Genomic DNA, 24952 nt, shown 5'->3' with positions numbered 1-24952 from the left:
ACGGACGCCCGTCACGACGATGAAAGAAGAATCGCCGAAAGCCATTTTTTATGCGCTCGCCGCCAACCTCGGCATTGCCATCTGTAAGTTCGCTGCTGCCGCTTTCACGGGTTCCGGCTCGATGTTCGCCGAAGCCATTCACTCTACCGCCGACTGCGGCAATCAATTGCTCCTGCTATTCGGCCTGCGCGAAGCGCGCAAACCGGCAAGTCCGTTGCATCCCATGGGCAGCGGGCGCGAGATCAACTTTTATTCGCTGCTGGTCGCGCTGCTGTTGTTCTTTGTCGGCGGCGCGTTCTCGGTGTACGAGGGCGTGCATCGTCTGTTCGTGCGTGAGCCTCTGCAGTATGCGTATGTGGCGCTGGCGGTGCTCGGCGTGTCCGCCGTGCTCGAAGCGCTTTCCTTGTGGGGCGCCGTCAGGGAAATCCGCAAGACGCATCCCGACAAAAGCATGTGGCGCTGGTTTCGGGAGACGCGCGAGTCAGAACTGCTTGTGGTGGCGGGCGAGGACATCGCCGCGCTAGCAGGCCTTGCGATCGCCTTCGTTGCCGTGCTGCTCACCCTCGTGACCGGCAATCCGGTCTACGACGCGCTGGGCTCGATCGGCGTCGGCTTGTTGCTGATGGTGATCGCGTGGCTGGTGGCGCGTGAAGTGAAGTCGATGATCGTCGGCGAATCGGCGAGCCCCGAGGTGCGCCGCGCCATCGAGGCGCATCTGCGCGGGCGCGCCGAGATTCGCAGCATCATCAACATGATCACGCTGCAATGGGGCCGGCATGTCGTGGTGGCGGTGCAGGCCGAAATGATCGACTACGCGAGCGGGCGCGCCATGATCGATGCGATCAACGTGATCGAAGCGGACTTGCAGGCCAGGTTTCCGCAAGTCCGCTGGGTGTTTTTCGAACCGGACGTGCCGCGTGTTGACACGTGAGCGCGCCGCTTACTTGAATCCGGTCACCGCATGCGGCACATAGAGCTCTTCGAGCCGGGCGATTTCCTCCGTGCTCAGATTCAACGAGAGCGCGGCCACCGCATCGTCCAGATGATGCAGCTTGGTCGCACCGACGATCGGCGCGGTGATCGGCTTCTTCTGCAACACCCACGCGAGCGCCACTTGCGCGTGCGGCACGCCGCGCTCTTTGGCGATCTCACTGACCCGTTCGACGATGCGCCGGTCCGCGTCCTCCGTCTGCGCGTACAGCGTGCGGCCGAATTCATCGGTCCCGGAACGCGCGCTCTCGGTGTTCCAGTCACGCGTCAAGCGCCCGCGTGCGAGCGGACTCCACGGAATCACGCCGATCCCTTCGCTTTCGCATAGCGGCAGCATTTCGCGCTCTTCCTCGCGGTAGAGCAGATTCACGTAGTTCTGCATCGTCACGAAGCGCGTCCAGCCGTTGCGCTCCGCCACATGCAACGCCTTGGCGAACTGCCAGGCATACATGGACGATGCGCCGATATAGCGGGCCTTGCCCGCTTTGACGACATCGTGCAGCGCTTCCATGGTTTCTTCGATCGGCGTGCCGTAATCCCACCGATGGATCTGGTACAGGTCCACGTAATCCGTGCCGAGGCGCCTGAGGCTGTGGTCGATCTCCGCCATGATCGCCTTGCGCGACAGGCCCGCGCCGTTCGGGCCGGGATGCATGCGGCTATTCACCTTGGTGGCGAGCACGATCTCGTCGCGCTTCGCAAAGTCTTTCAGCGCGCGGCCGACGATTTCCTCGCTCGTGCCGTCGGAATAGACATTCGCGGTATCGAAGAAATTGATGCCGTGATCGAGCGCCTGCTTGATGAAGGGCCGCGCGGCTTCGTCGTCGAGCGACCAGGGGTGGGTGCCGCGCGACGGCACGCCGTAGCTCATGCAGCCGAGGCAAAGACGCGATACATCGAGGCCGGTGCGGCCGAGTTTCACATAGTCCATCGTGGTGCTCCTGTTGTGAAGTGCACAAGCGCGGTGCGCCCCCGGCGGATTCCGTTCAGGGCGTGCTGCGGACGCTCGATTATAGGAAAACGGCGGCCGGAGCGTGCCGAACCGTTTTGCATGACGGCCGAGGCGACCGGCAACGTGGCCCGATAGTGCATCGCGTAGTGGAAAATAATTTCTTCGCACCTATACTTCTTTCGGCTTGAAAGCAGCCCTTTCTCCCAACCTGCATCAGAGCAAAAAAGGAAGATCACGATGCTGACTCGCTCACTCGGCGCCATTGCCGCCGTTACACTCGCGGCATGCGCGGCCTTTTCGTCCGGACCGGCCAGCGCGGACGACAACGACGGTTTCTCGCACGACGACGGCGGCGCGCGCGGGCGCCCCGTCAAGGTGATGATCATTTCGATGTTCGGGCCGGAAGGGCAGGTGTGGCTCGACAACCTCGGGCCCTGGCGCGAGATCGCGGTGGACGGCCTGTCGCCCGATTACCCGACGGTCCATTGCAACAAGCAGGACGTCTGCGTGATGACCACCGGCATGGGCCACAGCAATGCAGCGGCGTCGATCATGGCGCTGACGTTCTCGCCGCGTTTCGATTTGCGGCATACGTACTTCATGGTTGCCGGTATTGCGGGGATCGATCCGCAGCAGGGAACGGTGGGATCCGCCGCGTGGGCGAAATATCTGGTCGACTTCGGGATTCAGTGGGAAATAGACGGGCGTGAAATTCCGCCTGGCTGGACGACGGGCTACCTTGGCATCAATACCACGAGTCCTACCGCCAAGCCGCCGCTCGACTACCGTACGGAAGTCTTCCAGTTGAACACCCGCCTCGCGGACACGGCGTTCGCTCTATCCCGCAGCGTGACACTGTCCGACAACGTGCAGGCGCAAGCGGCGCGCGCCAAGTATTCCTATGCGCCTGCGAACCGGCCGCCAACCGTCATTCAGTGCGACACGCTGGCTGGCGACACCTGGTGGTCGGGCACGTTGCTCGGCCAGCGCGCCCGCGACTGGACCAGAATCCTGACCGATGGAAAGGGCGTCTACTGCACGACGCAGCAGGAGGATAACGCCACGTACGAGGCCCTCAAGCGCGCGGCTTCGGTACATAAGGTGGATTTGAGTCGCGTGGCCGTGTTGCGGGCGGGCTCCGATTTCGACCGGCCCTACGACGGACAGACGAGCGCGGACAACCTGCTGAACTACGCTGCGCAAGGCGGCTTTACGATCGCCATCCAGAACCTGTTCCTCTCGGGCAATCCGCTCGTGCAGGATATCGCCACACATTGGGGCGAGTGGCGCGACGGCGTGCCGAGGCGCTAGGCCTCTTTAGATGCGTGTGCGCCCGCGGACCGGTTCCGCGGGCGCGCGCTGCGACTTTCGACACTTAGTGTTGGGGCGCGCGGTACGGCGTCCACACTGGCGTGTCAGTATCCCAATTGTCGAGTTCCGAGGGTGTCATGATGTGCTCCTTTTTGAAGAGTGCATGGATGCGCGGCAATGACTATTTCTTTTGGAAACCGAATCATTGCAACGGCGTTTGCTTTACTGTTTGTTGGCCACGCGCGTGAGGTCGCCGCTCGTGCCTTCCTGCAGCGCGATGCGTGCAGCCTGGGTTTGACCGATCAGCCCTTTGTTCGGATACGTCGTGCGATTCAGCGCGGGCAGCGAACCATCGCGATAGGCCGCGACGAGTTCCGCCTTCACTTCTTCACGCGTTTTCGCGCTGGTGGTCGGCGCGGGTTGTGTGTCATATGTCCCGGCGCGGCCAATGCCGCCGCTGCTGCTCTGGGCGAACACCGGCGCGCTCGCGAGCAGTGCAAGAGCCAGACCTGCTAAGAGATTGCGTTTCATGATTCAGTCCTGTCGATTCGTTTGCAGCACGAGCGGCGCTGCGACAGGGTGAAATGTAGACTTCGCGACTCGGCGGATAAATCGCACTTTCGCGAAATGAATTGTCGTGTTTCCAGAACAATCGCGACAACGCCGCGCTAAACCACAGCAGCTGCGGTGCTGGAAAAGAAAACCGCGGCATTAGAGCCGCGGTTGGAATTCACTGTTCCAGATTCTGTACTTCAAGGCGCGCTGATCACGCGACCCACTCCGATATTACTGGCGTGTCGAGCGTCGGGGCGGACTCGCGTTCTTCGAAGGTGCGCTTCGTGCACGTGGCGTCGAGACTGCCGCGTCCGCTCAGCAACGGACAACGATCGAACAGCTCGGCGATCCAGTCTACGAAAACGCGGACTTTAGGCGACAGATGCCGGCTGTGCGGATAGACTGCGGAAATCGGCATCGGCAAAGGTTTCAGCTCCGGCAGGACTTCCACCAGTTGGCCCGAACGCAGATGCGGCAGCACCATGAAGAGCGCCGGCTGAATCAGGCCGAAGCCTTCCAACCCGCACGTCACGTAGGCATCGGCGTCGTTCACTGACACGATGCTCTTCATTTTCACTTCGACTTCTTTGCCGTCAACCATGAAGGCCCAATCGAGCGTGCGCCCCGTGCGGCTCGAAAAGTAATTGACTGCTTTGTGATTCTCCAGGTCTTCGAGCGAACTGGGCATGCCTGCGCGCTCGATGTAATCGGGGGCCGCGCAGGTCACGCCCTCGAACAAACCGATACGGCGCGCCACTAGCGAGGAATCCTGTAGCGCGCCAACCCGCACCACGCAGTCCACGCCTTCCTGCAACAGATCCACCGGCCGGTCCGTCAGGCCGAGTTGCAGGTCGATGTCCGGATAGCGCGTGTGGAATTCACACAGCGAAGGAATCACCAGCAAGCGGCCAATCGACCCCGGCATGTCGATGCGCAGCTTGCCGTGCGGCTTTTTATTGCCGCTTTGAAAACTGGCCTCGGTTTCTTCGACGTCCGCGAGGATGCGCACGCAGCGTTCGTAGTACGCCGCGCCGTCCGGCGTGAGCGACAAACGCCGCGTGGTCCGATGCATCAGACGCGTGCCGAGGAACGCTTCGAGGTTCTGAATAATCGTGGTAACCGACGCGCGCGGCAGGTCGAGCGTTTCCGCTGCGCGGGTAAAGCTGTTGGTGTCGACGACACGGGTGAACACTTGCATGGCCTGAAGCCGGTCCATTGCAGACCTCCAATAGGGGCGGGCGCACCGAGCAGGAAAGGACTCCACCGCGAATCCGCAGACAATCGCATTCGATTGTTCAGGGGCGCCGAATTGTGTTGCCGGATTATAGGCATTTATTTACGAGTCTGCTGAACCCACAATTCGCACCATTGAAGTTCTATGCGCATTGCGCGGCTCGACATGGAAGCATTTAAACCGCCGTACTCCTTCGTGCCCACCGGCAGCGAGCCGGCAGAGGCCGACAGCGCGGCACTGGAAGTCACTGACGTGCAGATCGAAGGACACGCGCAGGACATCACGTTACGCCTTTACCGGCAGGCAAAAAAAACCGCATTGCCGGTACTGCTTTATTTCCACGGTGGTGGATTTACGAAGGGATCGATCGAACAGGCCGATTACGCCTCGCGTTATTTCGCAGAACACTTACCGGCTCTCGTCGTATCGGTCGGCTACTCGCTCGCGCCGCGGTTTCCGTTTCCGGCCGCGCCCGAAGACGCGCACCGCGCGGCGCTGTGGGTGCAAACGCGGGCGCGTGCATTCGGCGGCAACAGCAAGAAGGTGGGCGTGGCCGGACACGATGCGGGCGGGCAGCTGGCCAATTGCCTCGCGTTCATTGCGCGTGATCGCGGCGACGTGCGCATAGCTGCCCAGGCGCTGTTCGGGCCGATGCTCGATCCGAGCCTCACGCGTCTCGGCGACGAAAAACGCCTCGGCTCGGACATCACGGCGAAAGAGTGCGCGGCCTGTTATCGCGCGTATCTGCCGCAAGCGTCCCAGCGCATGCATCCGTATGCCGCGCCGCTGGAATCGTCGCGCCTTGCGGGCCTGCCGGCCACGCTGATCGCGACGGCGCAAAACGACGTGCTGCATGTGGAAGCGGAGAAATACGCCAGCAGTCTGATCGACGCCGGCGTGCTGACCCAGGTGGTCCGCTATCCGAGCGTTTCGCATGCGGCGCTGGCCGATCATCCGCCCGCGTTGCAGGAAGCGGTGCGATTTTTTCAGTGGCGCTTCGATGCCCGCGCCCATCGATAAAACAGAAACAAGTAAAACTTTGATCAACGATACCGGGAGCTTCACATGACTATCCTTCCTCTTTCGCGTCGCCGTGTGGCGATTGCCGCCCTAGTCGTCATCGCCGTGGCCGGGCTGGGTACCTTCGGCGCGATTCGCGTGGACGCGAGTTCGCCCGCCGCGCCGACCATCGTGCCGGAAGTCGATGTCGCCACCGTGGTGCAAAAAACGATCACCGACTGGCAGAGCTATTCGGGCCGTCTCGAAGCCGTCGAGAAAGTGGACGTGCGCTCGCAGGTGCCGGGCACCATCGTGTCCGTCAATTTCAAGGACGGCGCGCTCGTGAAGAAAGGCGACACGCTGTTCGTGATCGACCCGCGTCCGTACGCCGCCGAAGTGGATCGAGCCGAAGCGCAACTCGCGGCCGCGCAGGCGCGCACGGGCTACACGCAAAGCGACTGGGAGCGTGCGCAGCGCCTGATCGCCGACAACGCGATCGCCAAGCGTGACTACGACGAGAAGCAGAACGCCGCGCGCGAAGCGAGCGCGAACCTGAAGGCCGCGCAAGCCGCCCTCGAAACCGCCCGCATCAATCTTGGCTACACGAAGATCGTCGCGCCGGTGGCGGGCCGCGTGTCGCGCGCGGAAATCACGGTGGGCAACGTGGTGTCGGCGGGCGCCAGCGCGGCGCCGCTGACCACGCTGGTGTCGGTTTCGCCGATCTACGCATCGTTCGACGCGGACGAACAAACCTACCTGCAATACCTGAGCCGCGCGAAAGACGGCAGCAAGGTGCCGGTGGAGCTCGGTCTCGCGGACGAAAGCGGCTACTCGCGCAGCGGCGTGATCGAGTCGGTGGACAACCGCCTCGATACGTCGTCGGGCACGATCCGCGTGCGCGCGCGCTTCGACAACCAGGACGGCGCACTGATTCCGGGCTTGTATGCGCGCGTGAAGGTCGGTGGCAGCGAACCGCATCCGGCCCTGTTGATCGACGACGCCGCCGTCGGCACCGATCAGGACAAGAAATTCGTGCTGGTGGTGGACGCGGGCAATCACGTCGTATACCGCGAGATCGCCGTGGGTGGCATGCAGGGCAACCTGCGTGTGGTGAAGGGCGGCCTGAAACCTACCGACCGGATCGTCGTGAACGGCATTCAGCGCGTGCGCCCCGGCGATGCGGTGCGCGCCCACATGGTGCCGATGACGGCCGATCAGGATCCGAACAGCGCGCCGCTCGCGCAGACGCCGACACCGACGCAAGAGCAAGCGCAGCCGCAACAGCGCGCCAAAGCGGACAAGAACTCGTGAGCCTCGCGCGCCGCGGCCCGACCGCGCGGCGCATGCTCCAACGTTAAGAGCTTCCAATGAACATATCCAAATTCTTTATCGATCGGCCGATCTTTGCCGGCGTGCTATCGGTACTGGTCTTGCTGGCGGGCGTGATTTCGCTCTTCAAGCTGCCGATCTCGGAGTACCCGGAAGTCGTGCCGCCTTCGGTGGTGGTGCACGCGCAGTATCCGGGTGCGAATCCGAAGGTGATCGCCGAAGCAGTCGCATCGCCGCTCGAAGAGCAGATCAACGGCGTCGAGAACATGCTGTACATGCAGTCGCAAGCGAATAGCGACGGCAATCTCACGCTCACGGTGACCTTCAAGCTCGGCACCAATCCGGACCTCGCGACGCAGCTCGTGCAGAACCGCGTCAACCAGGCGCTGCCGCGTCTGCCGGAAGACGTGCAGCGCCTCGGCGTCACGACGATCAAGAGCTCGCCCACGCTGACCATGGTGGTTCACCTGATCTCGCCGAACAATCGCTATGACATGACGTACCTGCGCAATTACGCGCTGCTGAACGTCAAGGACCGGCTCGCGCGGATTCAGGGTGTGGGCGAAGTGCAATTGTGGGGTTCAGGCGACTACGCGATGCGCGTGTGGCTCGATCCGCAGAAAGTCGCGCAGCGCGGCTTGACGGCGACCGAAGTGGTCAACGCGATCCGCGAGCAGAACATTCAGGTGGCGGCCGGTGTGATCGGCGCATCGCCTTCGGTGCCGGGCACGCAGCTGCAGTTGTCGGTGAATGCGCGCGGCCGTCTGAAGACCGAGGGCGAATTCGGCGACATCATCGTCAAGACCACGCCGGACGGCGGCGTGACCTACCTGAAAGACATCTCGCGAATCGAACTCGCGGCCTCGGAATACGGCCTGCGTTCGCTGCTCGACAACAAGCCTGCGGTGGCGCTCGCCATCAACCAGGCGCCGGGTGCGAACTCGCTCGCGATTTCCGATCAGGTGCGCTCCGCGATGAAGGAACTCGCGGAAGACATGCCGGCGGGCGTCGAATACAAGATCGTCTACGACCCGACGCAGTTCGTGCGCTCGAGTATCGAGGCGGTCGTGCATACGCTGCTCGAAGCGATTGCGCTGGTAGTGATCGTGGTGATCGTGTTCCTGCAGACGTGGCGCGCGTCGATCATTCCGCTGATCGCCGTGCCGGTGTCGATCGTGGGGACGTTCTCGCTGCTGCTCGCGTTCGGCTTCTCGATCAACGCGTTGTCATTGTTCGGCATGGTGCTCGCCATCGGGATCGTGGTGGACGATGCGATCGTGGTGGTGGAGAACGTCGAGCGGAACATCGAAAACGGGCTGAGTGCGCGCGACGCGACGTACAAGGCGATGCAGGAAGTGAGCGGGCCGATTATCGCCATTGCGCTCACGCTGGTTGCCGTGTTCGTGCCGCTCGCGTTCATGACCGGTTTGACGGGCCAGTTCTACAAGCAGTTTGCGATGACCATCGCGATTTCGACGGTGATCTCGGCGTTCAATTCGCTGACCCTCTCGCCGGCTTTGTCCGCGATGCTGTTGCGCAGCCACGGGGCCAAAGAAGACTTCCTGACGCGCGTGATGAATCGCCTGTTGGGTGGTTTCTTCAAGCGCTTCAACAAGGTCTTCCATCGCGGCTCGACGGAGTATGGCCGTGGCGTGACCGGCGTGCTGCGCCGCAAGGGCGCCATGCTCGCGGTGTACGCGATCCTGCTGGGCGCGACCGTGCTGATTTCGCGCGTGGTGCCGGGCGGCTTCGTGCCGGCGCAGGACAAGGAGTACCTGATTGCGTTCGCGCAACTGCCGAACGGTGCGTCGCTGGATCGCACGGAGAAGGTGATCCGCGACATGAGCTCGATTGCCTTGAAGCAGCCGGGCGTGGAGAGCGCGGTGGCGTTCCCGGGGCTGTCGGTGAACGGCTTCACGAATAGCTCCAGCGCGGGCATCGTGTTCGTCACGCTCAAGCCTTTCAAGGATCGTGGCGACAAGAAGCTTTCGGCCGGTGCGATCGCCGGTGCGCTGAATCAGCAATACGGTGCGATCAAGGATTCGTTCGTGGCGGTGTTCCCGCCGCCACCCGTGCTCGGTCTCGGCACGCTCGGCGGCTTCAAGATGCAGTTGGAGGATCACGGCGCGCTCGGTTACGCGGAGTTGAACAAGGCCGCGGAGGCGTTCGTGAAGAAGGCGGCGCAGACGCCTGAACTCGGCCCGACCTTCTCCAGCTATCAGATCAACGTGCCGCAACTGAACGTGGACCTGGATCGCGTGAAGGCCAAGCAACTCGGCGTGCCCGTCACGGACGTGTTCAACACGATGCAGATCTATCTGGGCTCGCTGTACGTGAACGACTTCAACCGCTTCGGCCGTGTGTATCAGGTGCGGGTGCAGGCGGACGCACCGTTCCGTCAACGCGCCGACGACATCCTGCAACTCAAGACGCGCAATGCCGCGGGCGACATGGTGCCGTTGTCGTCGCTGGTGACCGTAACGCCGACGTTCGGTCCGGAAATGGTGGTGCGTTACAACGGCTATACGGCTGCGGACATCAACGGTGGACCGGCGCCCGGCTTCTCGTCGGGCCAGGCGCAGGCCGCGGCCGAACGCGTGGCGGCGCAAGTCCTGCCGCACGGGGTGAAGCTCGAATGGACCGACCTGACGTATCAGCAGATTCTGGCCGGCAATGCGGGCTTGTGGGTGTTCCCGATCAGCGTGCTGCTCGTGTTCCTCGTGCTCGCCGCACTGTATGAAAGCCTGACGCTACCGCTCGCCGTGATCCTGATCGTGCCGATGAGCGTGCTATCCGCGCTGACCGGCGTGTGGCTCACCGGTGGCGACAACAACATCTTCACGCAGATCGGTTTGATGGTGCTGGTGGGCCTGTCGGCGAAGAACGCGATTCTGATCGTCGAGTTCGCTCGTGAACTGGAGCACGACGGGCATACGCCGCTCTCCGCGGCGATCGAAGCGAGCCGCTTGCGTCTGCGGCCGATTCTGATGACGTCGATCGCTTTCATCATGGGCGTGGTGCCGCTGGTGTTGTCGAGCGGAGCGGGTTCGGAGATGCGTCACGCAATGGGTATCGCGGTGTTCTTCGGCATGCTCGGCGTCACGCTGTTCGGTTTGATGCTGACCCCCGTGTTCTATGTAGTGCTGCGTACGCTGGCGGGTGGAACCATTCACGTCGCGCAGAAAGATTCGCCGCACTATGGGGCGCCGGTGACGGACGCCTGAGGAGAAAACAATAATGAAACGTATTGAATCTTTGAGTGGGTGGGGCCGGGCGGCCGCCAGCGGTTTGCTGGTCGCGTTGCTGGCCGCCTGTTCCGTGGAGCCCACGTACAAACGGCCCGAAGTGGATACGCCGGTGGCGTTCAAGGAGACGCCGGCTGCTTCGGCTGTTTCGGCGCAGGACAACGGCACGTGGAAGCAGGCCCAGCCCGCCGACGACGCGCATCGCGGCGAATGGTGGACGATTTTCGGCGACCCGCAACTCAACGCGCTTGAAGATCAGGCCGCCGCCGCCAATCAGGATCTGAAGGCAGCCGCCGCGCGCGTGCAGCAGGCGCGGGCGGTCACCCAGGCGGCGAAGTCGGACTGGTTCCCCAAGCTCGACGCGGGCTTCGGCCCGACCCGCGAGCGTGCTTCGGCGGCCTCGCAATTCCAGCCGGATAGCGCGGGCGGCACGAACGGCACGATCTGGCGCGCGCAGGTCGGCGCGTCGTACGAAGCGGATCTGTTCGGGCGGGTCGGCTCGAACGTGAACGCGTCGCGTGCCGACGAGCAGCAAAGCGAAGCCCTGTTCCGTTCCGTGCAACTGTCGCTGCAGGCGGATGTTGCGCAGAATTACTTCCAGTTGCGTGAACTCGATACGGATCAGGACTTGTACCGCCGTACCGTGGCGTTGCGCGAGGACACGCTGAAGCTGGTCGAACGGCGTTTCAAGGAAGGCGATATCGGCGAGCTGGATGTGTCGCGGGCCCGCAATGAACTCGCGAGCGCGCGAGCGGATGCCGTGGGTGTGGCGCGTCAGCGCGCGGCGTCGGAACACAGCCTCGCGATTCTGCTCGGCAAGCCGCCGGCGGATTTCTCGTTCGCGGAAGCGCCGCTGGCGCCGGTGACGGTGCGCGTGCCGCCGGGTCTGCCTTCGGCGTTGCTGGAACGCCGGCCGGATATTTCGGCGGCGGAGCGGGCGATGCAGGCCGCGAATGCGCGAGTCGGCCTTGCGAAGTCGGCGTTCTTCCCGAAGCTCGATATCACCGGCGCGGCCGGCTTTGAATCGGCGACGCTCGGCAATCTGTTCATGTGGTCGAGCCGTGCGTTCATTCTCGGGCCGTTTGCCGGCACGGCGTTGACGCTGCCTTTGTTCGACGGCGGCCGCCGCAAGGCGAACCTCGCGCAGGCCCGCTCGAAGTATGACGAGGACGTGGCGCAGTATCGTCAGCAGGTGTTGGTGGCGTTCCGTGAGGTCGAAGACAATCTCGCCGATTTGCGCTTGCTCGACGATCAGATGCGCGAGCAGAACAATGCGGTCCAGGCTTCGCAGCGGGCGGCGCATCTGTCGCGCACGCAGTACACGGAAGGCGCGGTCAGCTATCTGGATGTGATCGACGGCGAGCGGCAGGTGCTGATTTCGCAACTGCAGGCGAGCCATTTGTCGGGCACGCAGGCGGTGGCGACGGTCAATCTGATTCGCGCACTGGGTGGTGGCTGGGACGGCGGCACGTCGCCTGACGAGGCGGTAGGCGCGGTTGCGCCCGCTTCGGCTCCCGTGGCGGCGGTGGCTCCTGTGGCTGCTTCCGTGCAACAGGTGGCAAAGCAGTAAGTTTATCGAAGCAGGGACGAGTGAAAGACGCCGGGTCGCGCGACAGCGCGGCCCGGCGTTTTTTTGCCCAAATCATTTTTCCCGCTTTCCTTTCGAAAATCCCTTCGTAGACCACCGCTTTCCCGCCCTCTATGATGAGCCGCACCTCATCTGGAGAGAGGCGATGACCTGTCCGACCTTGCGCTGTCCGCGCTGACCGATCTACGCGCGCCGTCGCCGCTACGGGCGGCTTAAGCCGCCCGCAGCGAATTTCCGTTGCCCGATAGGTCCGGCATGCCTGTTCACGCGCCGAAAAACTTCGCATCGGTTCGGGGACGCGCAAACGCATGCCGCTGGACCGGCTCGCCTCGAATCAACCCACGCCCCCATCTCAAGAGTTCACCATGCGCATTTTTCTATCCACCGTGCGGCGCTTTTTCCACGCGCCAGCTATGTCGCTGATCGGCGCGTTCGGTCTCACGCTCGCGTTGCAGGCCGCGCCCGTCTCGGCGGCCGATTCGGCCACGCTGAAAATCGGCACCGCGACCAGCCCGCAAATCGAAGCGCTCAAAATCGCCGCGCACGAAGCCAAAGAGCAGGGGCTCGACGTGAAGATCATCGAGTTCACCGACTGGAACACGCCGAATGCGGCGCTCGCCAACAAGGACATCGACGTCAACTACTTCCAGCACATTCCGTTTCTCGAGAATGCAAAGAAGCAAGGCGGTTATAACTTCGTCGCGATCGCGCCCGGCACGATCATGAAGATCGGTCTGTATTCGAAGAAGATCAAACGCTTCGACGAACTGAAAGACGGCGCCACGGTCGCGATTGCCAACGACCCGGTCAACGGTGGCCGCGGTCTGTTATTGCTGCAGCGCGCCGGTCTTATCAAGCTGAAGCCGGGCATCGACTATCGCGCGACGACGCTCGACATTACCGACAACCCGAAGCATCTGAAGATCATCCAGCTCGAAGCGTCGCAACTGGCGCGCTCGCTCGACGACGTCGATCTCGCGCAGGGTTATCCGAGCTTCATCAAGCTCGCGGGCACCACCGATCCGAATAGCGCGCTGCTGTTCGACGGGCTTGAAAACAAGAACTACGCGATCCAGTGGGTGGTGCGTCCTGATAGCGTGAACGACCCGCGTATCCGCAAGTTCATCGCGATCTATCAGCATTCGCCGGCGGTACGCGCCGCGCTCGACAAAGCCTTCGGCAATCTCTACGCCGTCGCCTGGTAACCCGCATGGTCCCGCGTGAATCGTTCGAAGACGACAGTGCCTCGGCCACGCTGCGCGAGAAACCGTTCGGCGCCGGTTGCAAGCCGCCGCGCCGGCCATCGCGGCAGCCTGAAAGGAGCTAGAACATGGGCAATCTTTTCGACGCGCCGCAGTTCATCGAAGACGCGCCGTCTCTCGCCGTGAATGCGGGTTCGCACGCAGCCGCGACCCAGCCCGCCGTGATATTCGACGACGTCGGCAAGGTGTTCGCCAGCGCGCGCGGTGTCTCGACCGCGGCGCTCGCCAACGTCTCGTTGAACGTGGCGAGGGGCGAGGTGTTCGGCATTATCGGGCGTAGCGGCGCAGGTAAGTCGACGCTGCTGCGACTCGTCAATGGCCTGGAAAAGCCGAGTTCAGGTGCCGTGCGCGTGAATGGCGTGAGCGTCGGCGAACTCGACGAGCGCGGACTGGTGACCTTGCGCCGGCGTATCGGCATGGTGTTCCAGCATTTCAACCTGCTTTCCGCCAAGACAGTGCGCGAGAACATTGCGTTGCCGCTGAAAATCGCCGGCGTACCCAAAGCGGTGATCGAGAAAAAGGTCGATGCATTGCTGGAACTGGTGGGTCTGTCGGCTAAGCGCGATGCTTATCCGGCGAGCCTGTCCGGTGGTCAGAAACAGCGGGTCGGCATTGCGCGCGCTTTAGTCACCGATCCGGACATTCTGCTTTGCGACGAAGCCACCTCGGCACTCGATCCCGAAACGACGCAAGCCATTCTCGCGTTGCTGCGCGATATCAACCAGCGCCTGAACCTGACCGTCGTATTGATCACGCACGAAATGCAGGTGATTCGCGAGGTCTGCGACACGGTTGCGGTAATCGAGCGCGGCGAAGTGGTGGAGACCGGACCGGTGTGGCAAGTATTCGGCGATCCTCGACATGATGCGACGCGCGCGCTGCTACGTACGCTCGTGCATGATCTGCCGACGGATCTCGCTGAGCGGGTCAAGCCGTTGCGCGACATCGCGCAAGTGGATGCGCAGATTCTGCTCGACGTGCGTTTCACCGGCGCGGACGCCGGCGAGCCGGACCTGGGCGGCCTTGCTTCAGCGCTGAGCGCGGAAGGCGGGCGCGTGAGCTTCGTGCATGGCGGCATCGACCGGATTCAGGGGCATGCGCAGGGGCGCCTCGTGGTGTCGGCGCAAGTTCATGCGAACGCGCAAAGCACCGTGCAGGAGCAGATCGCGACGTTGCTCGATCGCGCGCGCCGCTATGCGAACCATGTCGAGGTATTGGGCTATGTCTGAGTTGTGGCTTTCCGAACTCGCCGACGCGATTCGCGACACCATCGTCATGGTCGGCGTGTCCGCCTTTATCGCGGCGCTGGTCGGCATTCCTCTGGCGCTGGTGTTGGTGACCACCACACGCGGCGGCATCTTCGAGAAGCGGGCGGTCAATAGCACGCTCGGTGCGCTCGTCAACGCGTTCCGCTCCACGCCATTCATCATTCTGCTGGTCGCATTGCTGCCGCTCACGCGTTTGTTGATCGGCACGACGATCGGCGTGTGGGCCGCGATCGTGCCGCTCAGCATCGCGGCGATTCCGTTTTTCGCGCGCGTGGCCGAAGTGAGTCTGCGTGAAGTGGACCGGGGTTTGATCGAAGCCGCGCAGGCCATGGGCGCGCAACGCCGGCACATTATCTGGCATGTGCTCCTGCCCGAAGCGCTACCGGGCATTCTCGGCGGTTTCACCATTACCGTGGTGGCGATGATTGGTTCGTCGGCGATGGCGGGCGCGGTCGGCGCCGGCGGCCTTGGCGATCTGGCCATCCGCTATGGCTACCAGCGTTTCGATACGACCGTGATGGTGACGGTGATCGTCTTGCTGATCGTGATCGTCACGGCGGTGCAGTTCATCGGCGATCGATTCGTACGGCGGCTTGCTCAGCGAGCGTGATCGCGCAGGATCGCGTCTATCGTCGAGCCCGCGCGGCGGCTATTTGCATGAAGAATCGCCGCGCGTGTTTGCGCCGCCGGCATCACCGCCTATCATGCTAGCTATTGCATTGAGCGCTACAGGCGTTCTGCCTGCTGCCGCTCGCCGAAAAACTTTTCACGTGGACATCCATGAACGACCTTCGTCATGCCGACGCGTTACAAACGCCTCCGGCATCCGCCGCGCCCGCGGTGCGCGATCTCGCGAGTCTCTTCGACGCGCTGCACGCCAGTGCCGCGCAGCGCGATCTCGACGGCGGCCACGCCGCGCAGGAAAAACAATGGATCGCCGACGCGGGGCTGCTCACGCTCGCGGTGCCGCGCGAATTCGGCGGCCTCGGCGCGCGTTGGCCGGACATCTACGACACGATTCGCAAGATCGCGCAAGTGGACAGCGCGCTCGCGCATCTGTTGGGCTTCACGTGCCTGCAGGTGGTCAGCGTCAATGTTTGGGGTAATCCTGAACAACGTGCCCGCTATCTGGGCGGCACCGTCGAAAATCGATGGTGGTGGGGCAACGCCGTCAACCCGCTCGACACGCGACTCGTTGCGAACGCAACCGGCGACGGCGGCTACCTGCTCGATGGCCAGAAGGGCTTTTGTTCAGGCACGCGCGGCTCGCAGATGATGACGGTTTCCGCGCAGGATCCGCTCACCGGCAATCCGGTGTTCGGCGTCGTGCCGACCACGCGTGAAGGGATCACGGTTCACGAAGACTGGAATCCGATCGGCCAGCGGCAGACCGATAGCGGCAGCGTGTCCTTCGCGCGCGTCAAGCTCGAGCCGCAGGAAGTGATGGTGCGGCCCGACACGCCGTACGCCAGTTTGCGCACGCTGATCTCGCAACTGGTGCTGACCAACCTGTTCGTGGGCATCGCGCAAGGCGCGCTCGACGAAGCGCGTGCCTACGTCGCGCGGCACGGCAAGGCGTGGATCTATTCCGGTGTCGACAAAGCCACCGACGATCCCTACCTGATCCAGCGCTTCGGCGAGATGCGCGTGCAAGCGGTGAGCGCCGAAGCGCTGAGCGCGCGCGCTGCCTGGTTGATCGAGGACGCCTGGCAACAAGGTCCGGCGCTTTCCGCGGAAGCTCGCGCACAGGTCGCGCTCGCCACCTCGGAGGCGAAGATCGTCGCGCACCGTGCCGCGCTCGAGGTCAGCGGGCAACTCTTCGACGCCTGTGGCGCGCGCGCCACGCACGCGCCGCTCGCGCTCGACCGGTTCTGGCGCAACGCTCGCGTGCATACGCTGCATGATCCGCTCGACTATCGCGTGCGCGACGTCGGCCGCTACGCGCTCACCGGCGCGCTGCCGGAGGTTTCTTTGTACACTTGAGGCGGTTCGCGGCGGCCTGTACGATGCGCCGTGTTGTATCCCCTTCAAGAGGCTCCCGGATTGCAGTTCAAACTACCGACCACGGCAACGGCGCCGTTTTGTCCATCCGAAGTGCAGGGCTCGGTGGCCGTCACGCAAGGCGCGCCGTTCTGGAAGAAGATTCTGCAATTCGCGGGGCCCGGCCTGCTGGTGTCAATCGGCTATATGGACCCGGGCAACTGGGCCACCGACATCGAAGCCGGTTCGCGCTACGGCTACAGCCTGTTGTTCGTCGTCATGCTGTCGAGTCTCGCGGCGATGGCGCTGCAATGTCTGAGCATGCGACTTGGCATTGCTACCGGCCGCGACCTCGCCGAATTGTCGCGAACGCGCTATTCGCCGGCCGTGGCGCGCTTTCAATGGCTGCTGGCGGAACTGTCGATCGTGGCCTGCGATCTGGCCGAAGTGCTCGGCGGTGCGCTCGCTTTCCATCTGCTCTTCAAATGCTCGCTGACCACCGGCGTGCTGCTGACCGCGTTCGATACGCTGATCGTGCTCGGACTGAAGGGCAAGAATTTTCGCGATCTAGAAGCGATCATGCTCGGCCTGATCGCGACGATCGGCGTTGGATACATCATCGAGCTCGCGCTCGTGCAGCCGCATTGGCCGTCGGTCGCGCAGGGGTTGATGCCGTCGTGGCAGGCGTTGAGTTCGCGCGAGCCTATGTACCTCGCAATCGGCATTCTCGGCGCGACGGTCATGCCGCATAACCTCTATCTGCACTCGTCGATCGTGCAGACGCGCGCGGTGAAGCGCGATTCCGCCAGCATCAGGTCGGCGATCGGCATGTCGCGCATCGACACGATCGTGTCGTTGCTGCTCGCGCTGCTGATCAACATGGCAATCCTGATTCTTGCCGCCGCTGCGTTCCATGCCACGGGCCACAACCAGGTCACCGAAATCGAGGACGCTTACAAGCTGCTCGCGCCTATCGTCGGCACCGGTTTCGCGGCGGTGTTGTTCGCCGTGACCTTGCTTGCCTCGGGACAAAGCTCGACCTTTACCGGCACGGTGGCGGGGCAGGTCATCATGGAAGGCTTCCTGAAGCTGAAAATTCCCTGCTGGCAGCGGCGCTTCATTACGCGCGCACTCGCTTTGATCCCCGCGCTGATCGGCGTGCAGATGATGGGCAACGGCGCCGTCGGCAAGCTGCTGGTCGCAAGCCAGGTCGTGCTGAGTCTGCAATTGCCGTTCGCGCTCTATCCGCTGATCCGCATGACGAGCGACCGTTCGCTGATGGGCGAGTTCGCCAACACGCTGCTGACCCGGTGCGTCGCTTGGACGCTGTTCGCGGTGATCAGTGCGGCGAATCTTTGGCTGGTGGTGCAAACCGTGGGCTTGGTGGGTTGACGCGGTCTCGCGCCGCCTTGGCGGTGCGATTGGAGCAAAAAAAGAAGTCCGCGCGGAGGCGGACTTTCTGTTTCAGGCTTCGGTTCGAGTCGGGCCGGACCAGCCCTCATCGAGTCAGAGTCGTTTCAGCTCAGGCAGCTTGCGCGATCTGTGCTGCTTCGAGCGCTTCCTGGCGGGCAGCGGCGGCTTTCTTCGTCTTGCCGGCACGCGACGGCGGCTGGCATGCGCCACACACCACGTTGTGTTGCAGATCGTGTTTGTGCGCCACGAACTTGCCGGTGCAACGGCAGCATTTGGTCAATTGCAGAATGTCGGCGTCGAAGAAACGCACCAGCGTCCACGCACGCGTCAGGTCCAGCACCGGTTCGGTCTCGCTGTGCTGGCAATGTTCCAGATACAGCCGATACCCCTTGGTCAGCGCGTCCAGATGCGAGCAGCGCGCTTCGTTCTTCAGGAACAGGTACGTGTTGTAGAACAACGACGCGTGGATGTTCGCCAGCCACGTCATGTACCAGTCGGCCGAAAAGGGCAGCATGCCCTTGGGCGGCGATACCCCCTTGACCTCGCGGTACAGGCGAATCATGCGGTCGCGCGAGAGCGTCAGTTCACTCTCGAGCACCTGCATGCGCGCGCCGAGTTCGATCAGCGCGATGGCACGGAATACTTCTTGTGCGTCTTCCGTCAGGCTACGCTTAAGCATCGCAGTCACCCCGGTCAAGCGAACTGTTCAGCAGGCTGGCCTGCAAGCAGGATCGCCGCGTGAGTCGGTGCAACGGCCGCGTGCTTCGTCGTTTGCGTCAACGCCGACAACATGGAGTGGTCGTTGAAGCGGAAGAAACACAAAAGCTGATCGGAAGCGGCCAGCTTGACGATCTGCGCGAGCGACAGCCCGGCAAGCAAATCGGCCAGTTCCGACGACAGTCCCAGCCGGAACATGCCGACCGGTTTGTCCTCACGCAACATACGTTGCGCGAGCATGATGTAAGACAAGTTGATCTCGCGGATTGAATCCAGCGTCTCGCTGCTACGGTCCATTTTCTCTGTTTCCGAAGCCCCGAATTACGATTCGGCATTTTTTGCCGTTATGTCTTTTGTGCCTCACCGGAAACGTTGTCCTCCGGCTACTGTCACCACCTGATACAGCTGGCGACCTTTTGATACATCGCGTTACATTTCGTAACAGCTTGGGACGAATTGTATGAAGGGTAAAAGAAGAAATCAATCCCTTCTCAAAAAAATGTCTCAAAAAGATACATCAATTTTCGGTAACTCTTTCACGCGTGTGTAATACGCGATGCATCGGCAATTTTTCGCTGCCGCAATTTTTTGTCTGATCCATGAAAACCCTTGTGAAGCGGGCGTTTCGCTTATTCATCTGAACATAGGAAGAAGGCGGGATGCCGCAGCACAATTCCCGCTCTTAACAGAAAGGAGATAGAAAGCGTGACCATTTAAGGGTAATAAATACCACTTACGGACTATGCTTTAGGGACAAACCAGAGGTGTAACAGGTTGTTGGTGCCCTAGTTACAAAGGAGGCCCGATTTGTAACTTCTTGTGTAAGTTTTGTGGCCGGCGAGGGGCGTGATCCGCGGCGGGGCTGAATATGTGGGCCGCAGGCGCGGGCAGCGGCGAGGGCGTTGTGGGCGGCCGCCTCGTTACAACTATTGGAGGAACAGCGCCATCAGATCGGCGTCATGAAACACGCCACCAACGTTCAACGCCCCGATCTCACAGCCATATTGGCGAAAACCGAGCGACTCATAGAGCCTTCTCGCGGCTTCATTGCGGCTGCCGACCCGTAACTGGATTTGCCGCAGGCCGTCCACGCGCGAAGCCCTGCTCAGCAATTCGTCGAGCAACGCGCGCCCGACGCCGCGGCCCGCAGCCTCCGGCGCGACATACATGCCGACCACCGCGGCCTTATGGCGCTGTTTGTCGCTCGGGTCCCGGATCAGTCCGACCACCCCGATCAACGGTGTTTGAGCCGCTGCGTAAGCGCCGAGCAAGAAGTCGCCTTCGGCCGCCCGCGAGCCTTCCAATAGCGCATCGTGCTGCGACGCACCTTTAGCGAGTGCGTCCTCGTAACTCTGACCGAATGAATCAGGATGTGCTTTCAGGCCGCGCAGGCGCAGCTGGAAGTAGTCGTTCCGGTCGTTGGGACCGAGTTGTCGTACGAGCACAGCGTTTTCGTTCAACTGTTTCTCCGTGGAGGCACGCGTTTGACAGATTAAGGGCGCAACGCGGGACACGCGGTCCGCGTGACAACGTCGGCTAGGACCGGTGTGCCGTCCCGCTACGCTGGCTCTCGTCGAACTCGCGCAAGGTGGCCGCGGTTTGCGGGTCGGCGGGGAAGAATGCCTCGATTGCGAGCTCGGAGAGTGTCACGTCCACCGGCGTGCCGAATACCGTGGTCGTGCTGAAAAACGATAGCACGCCGATCGGCGTGCGCAGCCGCAGCGGGACCGCAATCTGGTTCATGGCGGCATTGTCGGGCTCGGCCGCATCCGCGCCGGGCGGCGCGGGATAGCCGGCCAGCTCCTCGCGCAACGCGCTCAGCGTGTTGTCGCCGCTCACGTCGATTTGCCGCTGCAGTCGCGCCAGGATGTGCTCGCGCCATGCATGCCAGTTCACGATGGATGCCGCGATGCCCTCCGGATGCAGACTCAGACGCAGCGCGTTGACCGGCGGCTTAAGCAGTTCAGGAGTGGCGCCGCTCAGCAGAGGCGCAAGCGCGCTGTTCGCGGCGAGGATGGTCCAGTGGCGGTCGATGGCGAGCGCCGGGTAAGGTTCGTGTCCCTTCAGCACCAGCTCGACGGCCTCCCGTGCAGCGGCCAGCTGCGGATCCGTTAACGGACGTTCCCGGAACAGCGGCGCGTAACCTGCCGCAACCAGCAGTGCATTGCGCGCGCGCAGCGGCACGTCGAGCCGTTCGGCAAGATGCATGACCATTTCCCGGCTCGGCACCGCACGCCCGGATTCGACAAAGCTCAAATGGCGGGTGGAGATGTCGGCTTCCGCTGCGAGCAGCAACTGGCTCATTCTTCGGCGCTGGCGCCATTCCCGCAGCAGATCGCCGACCGTGCGACTGGCCGCGGGTGCATGCGACGGGACGGTTTGCGCAAGAGAGAGTGTGTTCATGCCTCCGATAATAGCCAAACCTCGCGGGCAATCCATTACCTGCGAGGTAAAGGAATGCCCGGGATACCCTGTGACCCTGCCCGCTCGCCCTCCGGCCACGCCTACGCCATTCCGGAAAGAACGACCACAGGCAGTGACCCGCCAAATCGACGAATCGCAGCAGCCCATGAAAAGCGCCGGCGCACGACGAGATGCGCTCGGACTTGCTTACCTCCCACGTAATCGACGCGCCGCGCTTCGCCCGTCAAGCTTTATTCCGAGCCCGCTGCAAACAAATGTGTCTGCGAGGCGTAGTGCTCAGTCATGCCAACCAGGAGTCTTGAAATGAACGCGCACACCGATCTGATCGACCGCTATTTCGACGCATGGAACGAAGCCGATGGCGCGCGCCGTCGCGAGTTGATCGCCGCGACATGGAGCGCCGACGCCGACTACCGCGACCCGCTGCTGGCCGGCGCGGGCCACGACGGCATCGACGCGATGATCCGCGCGGTGCATGAGCGCTTTGCGCATCACACGTTTCGGCGCACGGGCGAGGTTGACGGTTTTGCGAACCGCCTGCGTTTTTCCTGGGAACTGGTTACGCCGGCCAATGAGGTGATCGTGAAGGGATCGGACTTCGGCGTGGTCGATCCGCAAGGGCGCTTGCAGGCCGTTACCGGCTTTCTCGATCAGGTGCCGGGCGGCCTCTGAGCATGGCTTTCTGACGGAGACGACCATGCACGTGCCCGCTGTCGCCACGCATTCCCAACCCGCCATCGCGACCGCGCGCTTCGCGAGCGCAGTCCACTCGCTGTCCTGCGCGATCGCTGGATTTGCGCTGCTCGCCGGTGCGCGTGCATTCATGTTCATCGCCTTGCTGGGCTGGCGCGAGCCGGTGCTGGCCGGCGCGGGCCTGGTGCTGCTGGCGCTAGTCGGCTGGTTGCGCTGGCACTGCGGCGGCGGGGCGGCTCTCCCCGCCGCGCGGGCTGACCGGGCCGACCGGGCGGTCACCAGGCCGCCGACTCGGCGTGCGGCCGCCGCGCGCTACCCTCCAGGGATGTGCGCAACGTTGCTTGCTACAATCGTCCGCTGGAAGGCGATTCGAAGCGCTGGCCCGTCTTCGTCGAGCCGAGCCTGCCGCTTGGGCTCGACCCGAACGCGGGCATGAGCCGAGTGCTTCGCGCATCTGAGGCCATCGTCAGGCCGGCGCCCAGGCGCCGGTAAGGCCAACCGGACACAACCGGACAACCGGGCAACCGAACACAACCGAACACAACCGAACACAATCGGACCACAAGGAGACACCGTGCTGAAGAATCTGGATCCGCTGCTCAATGCCGACATACTGCATGCGCTACGCTCGATGGGCCACGGCGACGAACTCGTGATTTGCGACGCCAATTTTCCGGGCGACTCGGTGGCGCGCGAGAGCGTGCTCGGCAAGGTGTTGTGCCTCGACGGCGTCAACGCGCCGCGCGCGGTTCGCGCGGTGCTTTCGGTGATGCCGCTCGATACGTTCATCGAGCATCCGGCGTCGCGCATGGAGGTGGTGGGCGAGCCGCATACGATACCCTCGGTGCAGCGTGAAGCACAGACCGAGGTGAATGCAGCGGAAGGGCGCGATGTGCCGTTCGCGTCGATCGAGCGGTTTGCGTTTTATGAGCGGGCGCGCAAAGCCTATTGCGTGATCGCCACCGGCGAAGCGCGCGGCTATGGTTGCTTCGTGTTCACGAAGGGCGTTCTGCTCGCGCCGGACGCGCCTCAGTCGTAAGTTTCAGGCCCGTGCCACGGCCGCCGCACTCGCGCGGCGACGCCTGCCGGGTGCCGGCAGGCATGCGTGAAAATCGCGCGAGTGCCGGTGTTTTGCCCAGCGGCTGACGGCGATCCACCCGATCCGGCGCAATGGCATCGGATCACATCACGGTGACGAAACCCATGAGCTTTTCTGTAGAGAATCTCGATCATCTCGTGCTGAACGTAGCCGACGTGGAAACCAGCGCCGCCTGGTACGCGCGCATGCTCGGCATGCGGCGCACCGAGTTCGAGTCGCGCACCGGCACGCGGGTGGCGATGACCTACGGCAATCAGAAGATCAATCTGCGGCCGGCCGGCGCCGACACCGAGGCGTGGTTGACGGGCCGCGCGCCTGTGCCTGGCAGCGCGGACCTGTGTTTCGTCGCGACCGCGAGCCCGGCCGAGGTCAACGCGCATTGGCTCGCTCAAGGCGTCGACATCGAGGCCGGCCCCGTGGAGCGCGACGGCGCACGCGGCAAGATGATTTCGGTCTATTGCCGCGATCCGGACGGCAATCTGATCGAAGTCGCGACATACCCGCCGGCTTGAATGCGTCGGCGCTAGCGCAAGCCGTATGAACTGCCGTGGCGGGGCGGCGGCCCGCTCAGGCACCGTTTTCCGTTCCGGCATGCGGCGCGGTCCGCGTCCGCGCACCCTGGCCCGAGCTTGGAAAAGTCGGGAGATGCACATATTTTCAGGTGCAATGCGGGGAACTGCCGCCGCCTGGCCGGGTCTGCTGCTTATTCATCTACAGGAGCCCCTCCATGTCGCGTCCCGTCGATTCCGGCGTTATTCTCATCGCGCGTATTGCCCTTGCCGTGCTGTTCCTGTGGGGCGGCGTGATGAAACTGCTGGGCTATGCGGGCTTCGTCGGCTACCTGCATTCGAAGGGCGTGCCGTTCGTGCAGATCGCCGCGCCGATCGCCGTCGCCGTCGAGGCGCTCGGCGGTCTGCTGCTGATCGTCGGCTTCAAGGTGCGTCCGCTCGCGCTCGTCATGGCGGTGTACACGGTGGCCACGGCGGTCCTCGGCCACGATTTCTGGAATGTCACCGACGCCGCCTTGCAACGCGACATGGTGATCCATTTCTGGAAAAACATCGGCATTGCCGGCGGTTTCCTGCTGCTGTTCGTGACTGGCGCGGGGCGTATCAGCATCGACGGCGAACGTTCCGGGGCGGGCTCGCTCGGCGGACGCTCGCCACGCGGTGGACTTGGTCTTTGACGCGGCGGTGAGTCAGGCTGGGCGCGTCGCTTTCGATTCCGGCTGTAACCCAGGGAGCAAGTAATGATTCAAAGTTTCGAGCAAACCATTGGCGGCAAGGTTACGCAACTGTGTGCGAGTCTGGGTGAAGGACCCACGCCGCATCGGGTGATCATCAGTCTGGCCGATTCGGCAAAAACCCTGGTGGTTCTGGACGCATCCGGAATCATCAGCACGATCAAGGCAGAGATCGAGGAGCCGCAAAAACTGCTCGCCGACGCGATCGCCAAAGCGCAAAACGAAGGCCTGATCGAGCGCGCTATCGAGACGGGCGTGATTCAGGAGGCACCGCTATAAGCGAGTCTGCGTGGCTGCGGCGGGCAAGGCATCGCCGCTTGCCGTTCCCGGCCCGGCGCGCATCACGGTCGGCAGGCCGCGTGCGGTCAACCCCCGCCATGCGTAAGCATCGCGGGGGTCGTTTTTTTTTGCGTGCACCATAGAGCGCCCGGCGGACGCCGTGCCGGCGCGGGTCGCATCGGTCGAGGCCAGCACGGCTGTCGTCATCGCCCGCACCGCGAGGCCCATGCCCGACGGAATCAGCAGAAACGGCAGCATCAGGCCGATGAGCGGCGTGCCGGCATCGACGAAATGCAACAGGCCGTAGCCGAGCCCGGCGGTGATCGCGCCCGCGATCATCGGCACCCGCACGCCGAAGTTGGACAAGTTCA

The 24952-nt window shown here is 63.2% G+C and carries 24 protein-coding genes and 1 pseudogene; 17 read left to right on the top strand and 8 right to left on the bottom strand.

Annotated elements, in window-relative coordinates; all coding sequences use genetic code 11:
• Positions 1–19 precede the first annotated feature (19 nt).
• On the top strand, positions 20–931 hold the full coding sequence (locus tag CJU94_RS24875) for a cation diffusion facilitator family transporter (RefSeq protein ID WP_095421312.1): 912 nt from the start codon (positions 20–22) through the stop codon (positions 929–931).
• Between the two features lie 9 nt (positions 932–940).
• Here CJU94_RS24875 and CJU94_RS24870 read toward each other — a convergent pair whose 3' ends face one another.
• Positions 941–1921, bottom strand: coding sequence for an aldo/keto reductase (locus CJU94_RS24870; RefSeq protein ID WP_095421311.1), 981 nt, complete (start codon positions 1919–1921; stop codon positions 941–943).
• 258 nt (positions 1922–2179) lie between these two features.
• Here CJU94_RS24870 and CJU94_RS24865 point away from each other — a divergent pair, with 258 nt between their 5' ends.
• A complete protein-coding gene (locus tag CJU94_RS24865) occupies positions 2180–3253 on the top strand; it encodes a purine-nucleoside phosphorylase (RefSeq protein WP_095421310.1) in 1074 nt (357 codons plus the stop codon).
• A gap of 222 nt (positions 3254–3475) precedes the next feature.
• On the opposite strand, the gene CJU94_RS24860 is transcribed toward CJU94_RS24865, so the two are convergent.
• Together CJU94_RS24860 and CJU94_RS24855 are read right to left on the bottom strand one after the other, a co-directional pair.
• A complete protein-coding gene (locus CJU94_RS24860) occupies positions 3476–3784 on the bottom strand; it encodes a DUF4148 domain-containing protein (protein WP_095421309.1) in 309 nt (102 codons plus the stop codon).
• Positions 3785–4019: 235 nt separating this feature from the next.
• The gene (locus tag CJU94_RS24855) at positions 4020–5024 is read right to left on the bottom strand and encodes a LysR family transcriptional regulator (protein WP_095421308.1); all 1005 of its coding nucleotides are present in this window, start codon (positions 5022–5024) and stop codon (positions 4020–4022) included.
• A 183-nt stretch (positions 5025–5207) separates the two neighbouring features.
• Here CJU94_RS24855 and CJU94_RS24850 point away from each other — a divergent pair, with 183 nt between their 5' ends.
• From CJU94_RS24850 to CJU94_RS24810, 9 genes are all read left to right on the top strand, one after another.
• On the top strand, positions 5208–6062 hold the full coding sequence (locus CJU94_RS24850; protein WP_095422781.1) for an alpha/beta hydrolase: 855 nt from the start codon (positions 5208–5210) through the stop codon (positions 6060–6062).
• Between the two features lie 45 nt (positions 6063–6107).
• On the top strand, positions 6108–7352 hold the full coding sequence (locus CJU94_RS24845) for an efflux RND transporter periplasmic adaptor subunit (RefSeq protein ID WP_095421307.1): 1245 nt from the start codon (positions 6108–6110) through the stop codon (positions 7350–7352).
• Between the two features lie 56 nt (positions 7353–7408).
• The gene (locus CJU94_RS24840; protein WP_095421306.1) at positions 7409–10594 is read left to right on the top strand and encodes an efflux RND transporter permease subunit; all 3186 of its coding nucleotides are present in this window, start codon (positions 7409–7411) and stop codon (positions 10592–10594) included.
• Between the two features lie 13 nt (positions 10595–10607).
• Positions 10608–12185, top strand: a complete 1578-nt coding sequence (locus CJU94_RS24835) for an efflux transporter outer membrane subunit (RefSeq protein WP_095421305.1) — start codon at positions 10608–10610, stop codon at positions 12183–12185.
• A 383-nt stretch (positions 12186–12568) separates the two neighbouring features.
• Positions 12569–13408, top strand: a complete 840-nt coding sequence (locus tag CJU94_RS24830) for a MetQ/NlpA family ABC transporter substrate-binding protein (RefSeq protein ID WP_167397572.1) — start codon at positions 12569–12571, stop codon at positions 13406–13408.
• A gap of 125 nt (positions 13409–13533) precedes the next feature.
• Positions 13534–14694 carry a methionine ABC transporter ATP-binding protein gene (locus tag CJU94_RS24825; RefSeq protein ID WP_095421303.1) on the top strand — a complete coding sequence of 387 codons (1161 nt, stop codon included), beginning with the start codon at positions 13534–13536 and terminating at the stop codon, positions 14692–14694.
• The gene (locus CJU94_RS24820; RefSeq protein WP_095421302.1) at positions 14687–15343 is read left to right on the top strand and encodes a methionine ABC transporter permease; all 657 of its coding nucleotides are present in this window, start codon (positions 14687–14689) and stop codon (positions 15341–15343) included. Before CJU94_RS24825 ends, CJU94_RS24820 begins: the two co-directional genes overlap by 8 nt.
• A gap of 170 nt (positions 15344–15513) precedes the next feature.
• The gene (locus tag CJU94_RS24815; RefSeq protein WP_095421301.1) at positions 15514–16716 is read left to right on the top strand and encodes an acyl-CoA dehydrogenase family protein; all 1203 of its coding nucleotides are present in this window, start codon (positions 15514–15516) and stop codon (positions 16714–16716) included.
• Between the two features lie 60 nt (positions 16717–16776).
• Entirely contained in the window at positions 16777–18105 is a 1329-nt protein-coding gene (locus CJU94_RS24810; protein ID WP_095421300.1) for an Nramp family divalent metal transporter, read from the top strand.
• A gap of 130 nt (positions 18106–18235) precedes the next feature.
• Here CJU94_RS24810 and flhC read toward each other — a convergent pair whose 3' ends face one another.
• From flhC to CJU94_RS24790, 4 genes are all read right to left on the bottom strand, one after another.
• A complete protein-coding gene (gene flhC, locus CJU94_RS24805) occupies positions 18236–18805 on the bottom strand; it encodes a flagellar transcriptional regulator FlhC (protein ID WP_007177883.1) in 570 nt (189 codons plus the stop codon).
• Positions 18806–18819: 14 nt separating this feature from the next.
• On the bottom strand, positions 18820–19140 hold the full coding sequence (flhD, locus tag CJU94_RS24800; protein WP_028194930.1) for a flagellar transcriptional regulator FlhD: 321 nt from the start codon (positions 19138–19140) through the stop codon (positions 18820–18822).
• Positions 19141–19769: 629 nt separating this feature from the next.
• Positions 19770–20303 (bottom strand): GNAT family N-acetyltransferase, encoded by a 534-nt coding sequence (locus CJU94_RS24795; protein ID WP_095421299.1) that lies wholly within the window; start codon positions 20301–20303, stop codon positions 19770–19772.
• A gap of 76 nt (positions 20304–20379) precedes the next feature.
• Complete coding sequence (locus CJU94_RS24790; protein ID WP_244221067.1) at positions 20380–21246, bottom strand: helix-turn-helix domain-containing protein; 867 nt, start codon at positions 21244–21246, stop codon at positions 20380–20382.
• Between the two features lie 324 nt (positions 21247–21570).
• Between CJU94_RS24790 and CJU94_RS24785 the strand changes: the two genes are divergently transcribed.
• The 6 genes from CJU94_RS24785 (at position 21571) to CJU94_RS24760 (ending at position 24581) form a co-directional block, all read left to right on the top strand.
• Complete coding sequence (locus CJU94_RS24785) at positions 21571–21939, top strand: nuclear transport factor 2 family protein (protein WP_095421297.1); 369 nt, start codon at positions 21571–21573, stop codon at positions 21937–21939.
• A gap of 25 nt (positions 21940–21964) precedes the next feature.
• A complete protein-coding gene (locus CJU94_RS42570; RefSeq protein WP_244221066.1) occupies positions 21965–22396 on the top strand; it encodes a hypothetical protein in 432 nt (143 codons plus the stop codon).
• A 138-nt stretch (positions 22397–22534) separates the two neighbouring features.
• Positions 22535–22999 carry an RbsD/FucU family protein gene (locus CJU94_RS24775; protein WP_095421296.1) on the top strand — a complete coding sequence of 155 codons (465 nt, stop codon included), beginning with the start codon at positions 22535–22537 and terminating at the stop codon, positions 22997–22999.
• 164 nt (positions 23000–23163) lie between these two features.
• Positions 23164–23571, top strand: a complete 408-nt coding sequence (locus CJU94_RS24770; protein WP_095422780.1) for a VOC family protein — start codon at positions 23164–23166, stop codon at positions 23569–23571.
• A 215-nt stretch (positions 23572–23786) separates the two neighbouring features.
• The gene (locus CJU94_RS24765) at positions 23787–24245 is read left to right on the top strand and encodes a DoxX family protein (RefSeq protein ID WP_095421295.1); all 459 of its coding nucleotides are present in this window, start codon (positions 23787–23789) and stop codon (positions 24243–24245) included.
• Between the two features lie 63 nt (positions 24246–24308).
• Entirely contained in the window at positions 24309–24581 is a 273-nt protein-coding gene (locus tag CJU94_RS24760) for a hypothetical protein (RefSeq protein WP_095421294.1), read from the top strand.
• Here CJU94_RS24760 and CJU94_RS42565 read toward each other — a convergent pair.
• Positions 24576–24947: pseudogene (locus CJU94_RS42565) on the bottom strand (hypothetical protein); the annotation flags it as partial. The gene CJU94_RS24760 and the pseudogene CJU94_RS42565 sit on opposite strands and share 6 nt — an antisense overlap.
• Between the last annotated feature and the right edge of the window lie 5 nt (positions 24948–24952).

The organism is Paraburkholderia aromaticivorans (assembly GCF_002278075.1).
In the GTDB taxonomy this organism is placed as follows: Bacteria; Pseudomonadota; Gammaproteobacteria; order Burkholderiales; family Burkholderiaceae; genus Paraburkholderia; species Paraburkholderia aromaticivorans.
The sequence above is the reverse complement of the archived record's forward strand: the minus strand, read 5'-3'. Positions and strand labels throughout refer to the sequence as shown.

Excerpts from the sequence above, each read along its gene's own strand:
- CJU94_RS24875 (WP_095421312.1), top strand. The coding sequence starts at position 20 with ATGAAAGAAGAATCGCCGAAAGCCATTTTTTATGCGCTCGCCGCCAAC.
- CJU94_RS24870 (WP_095421311.1), bottom strand. The coding sequence starts at position 1,921 with ATGGACTATGTGAAACTCGGCCGCACCGGCCTCGATGTATCGCGTCTT.
- CJU94_RS24865 (WP_095421310.1), top strand. The coding sequence starts at position 2,180 with ATGCTGACTCGCTCACTCGGCGCCATTGCCGCCGTTACACTCGCGGCA.
- CJU94_RS24860 (WP_095421309.1), bottom strand. The coding sequence starts at position 3,784 with ATGAAACGCAATCTCTTAGCAGGTCTGGCTCTTGCACTGCTCGCGAGC.
- CJU94_RS24855 (WP_095421308.1), bottom strand. The coding sequence starts at position 5,024 with ATGGACCGGCTTCAGGCCATGCAAGTGTTCACCCGTGTCGTCGACACC.
- CJU94_RS24850 (WP_095422781.1), top strand. The coding sequence starts at position 5,208 with ATGGAAGCATTTAAACCGCCGTACTCCTTCGTGCCCACCGGCAGCGAG.
- CJU94_RS24845 (WP_095421307.1), top strand. The coding sequence starts at position 6,108 with ATGACTATCCTTCCTCTTTCGCGTCGCCGTGTGGCGATTGCCGCCCTA.
- CJU94_RS24840 (WP_095421306.1), top strand. The coding sequence starts at position 7,409 with ATGAACATATCCAAATTCTTTATCGATCGGCCGATCTTTGCCGGCGTG.
- CJU94_RS24835 (WP_095421305.1), top strand. The coding sequence starts at position 10,608 with ATGAAACGTATTGAATCTTTGAGTGGGTGGGGCCGGGCGGCCGCCAGC.
- CJU94_RS24830 (WP_167397572.1), top strand. The coding sequence starts at position 12,569 with ATGCGCATTTTTCTATCCACCGTGCGGCGCTTTTTCCACGCGCCAGCT.
- CJU94_RS24825 (WP_095421303.1), top strand. The coding sequence starts at position 13,534 with ATGGGCAATCTTTTCGACGCGCCGCAGTTCATCGAAGACGCGCCGTCT.
- CJU94_RS24820 (WP_095421302.1), top strand. The coding sequence starts at position 14,687 with ATGTCTGAGTTGTGGCTTTCCGAACTCGCCGACGCGATTCGCGACACC.
- CJU94_RS24815 (WP_095421301.1), top strand. The coding sequence starts at position 15,514 with ATGAACGACCTTCGTCATGCCGACGCGTTACAAACGCCTCCGGCATCC.
- flhC (WP_007177883.1), bottom strand. The coding sequence starts at position 18,805 with ATGCTTAAGCGTAGCCTGACGGAAGACGCACAAGAAGTATTCCGTGCC.
- flhD (WP_028194930.1), bottom strand. The coding sequence starts at position 19,140 with ATGGACCGTAGCAGCGAGACGCTGGATTCAATCCGCGAGATCAACTTG.
- CJU94_RS24790 (WP_244221067.1), bottom strand. The coding sequence starts at position 21,246 with ATGAACACACTCTCTCTTGCGCAAACCGTCCCGTCGCATGCACCCGCG.
- CJU94_RS24785 (WP_095421297.1), top strand. The coding sequence starts at position 21,571 with ATGAACGCGCACACCGATCTGATCGACCGCTATTTCGACGCATGGAAC.
- CJU94_RS42570 (WP_244221066.1), top strand. The coding sequence starts at position 21,965 with ATGCACGTGCCCGCTGTCGCCACGCATTCCCAACCCGCCATCGCGACC.
- CJU94_RS24770 (WP_095422780.1), top strand. The coding sequence starts at position 23,164 with ATGAGCTTTTCTGTAGAGAATCTCGATCATCTCGTGCTGAACGTAGCC.
- CJU94_RS24765 (WP_095421295.1), top strand. The coding sequence starts at position 23,787 with ATGTCGCGTCCCGTCGATTCCGGCGTTATTCTCATCGCGCGTATTGCC.
- CJU94_RS24760 (WP_095421294.1), top strand. The coding sequence starts at position 24,309 with ATGATTCAAAGTTTCGAGCAAACCATTGGCGGCAAGGTTACGCAACTG.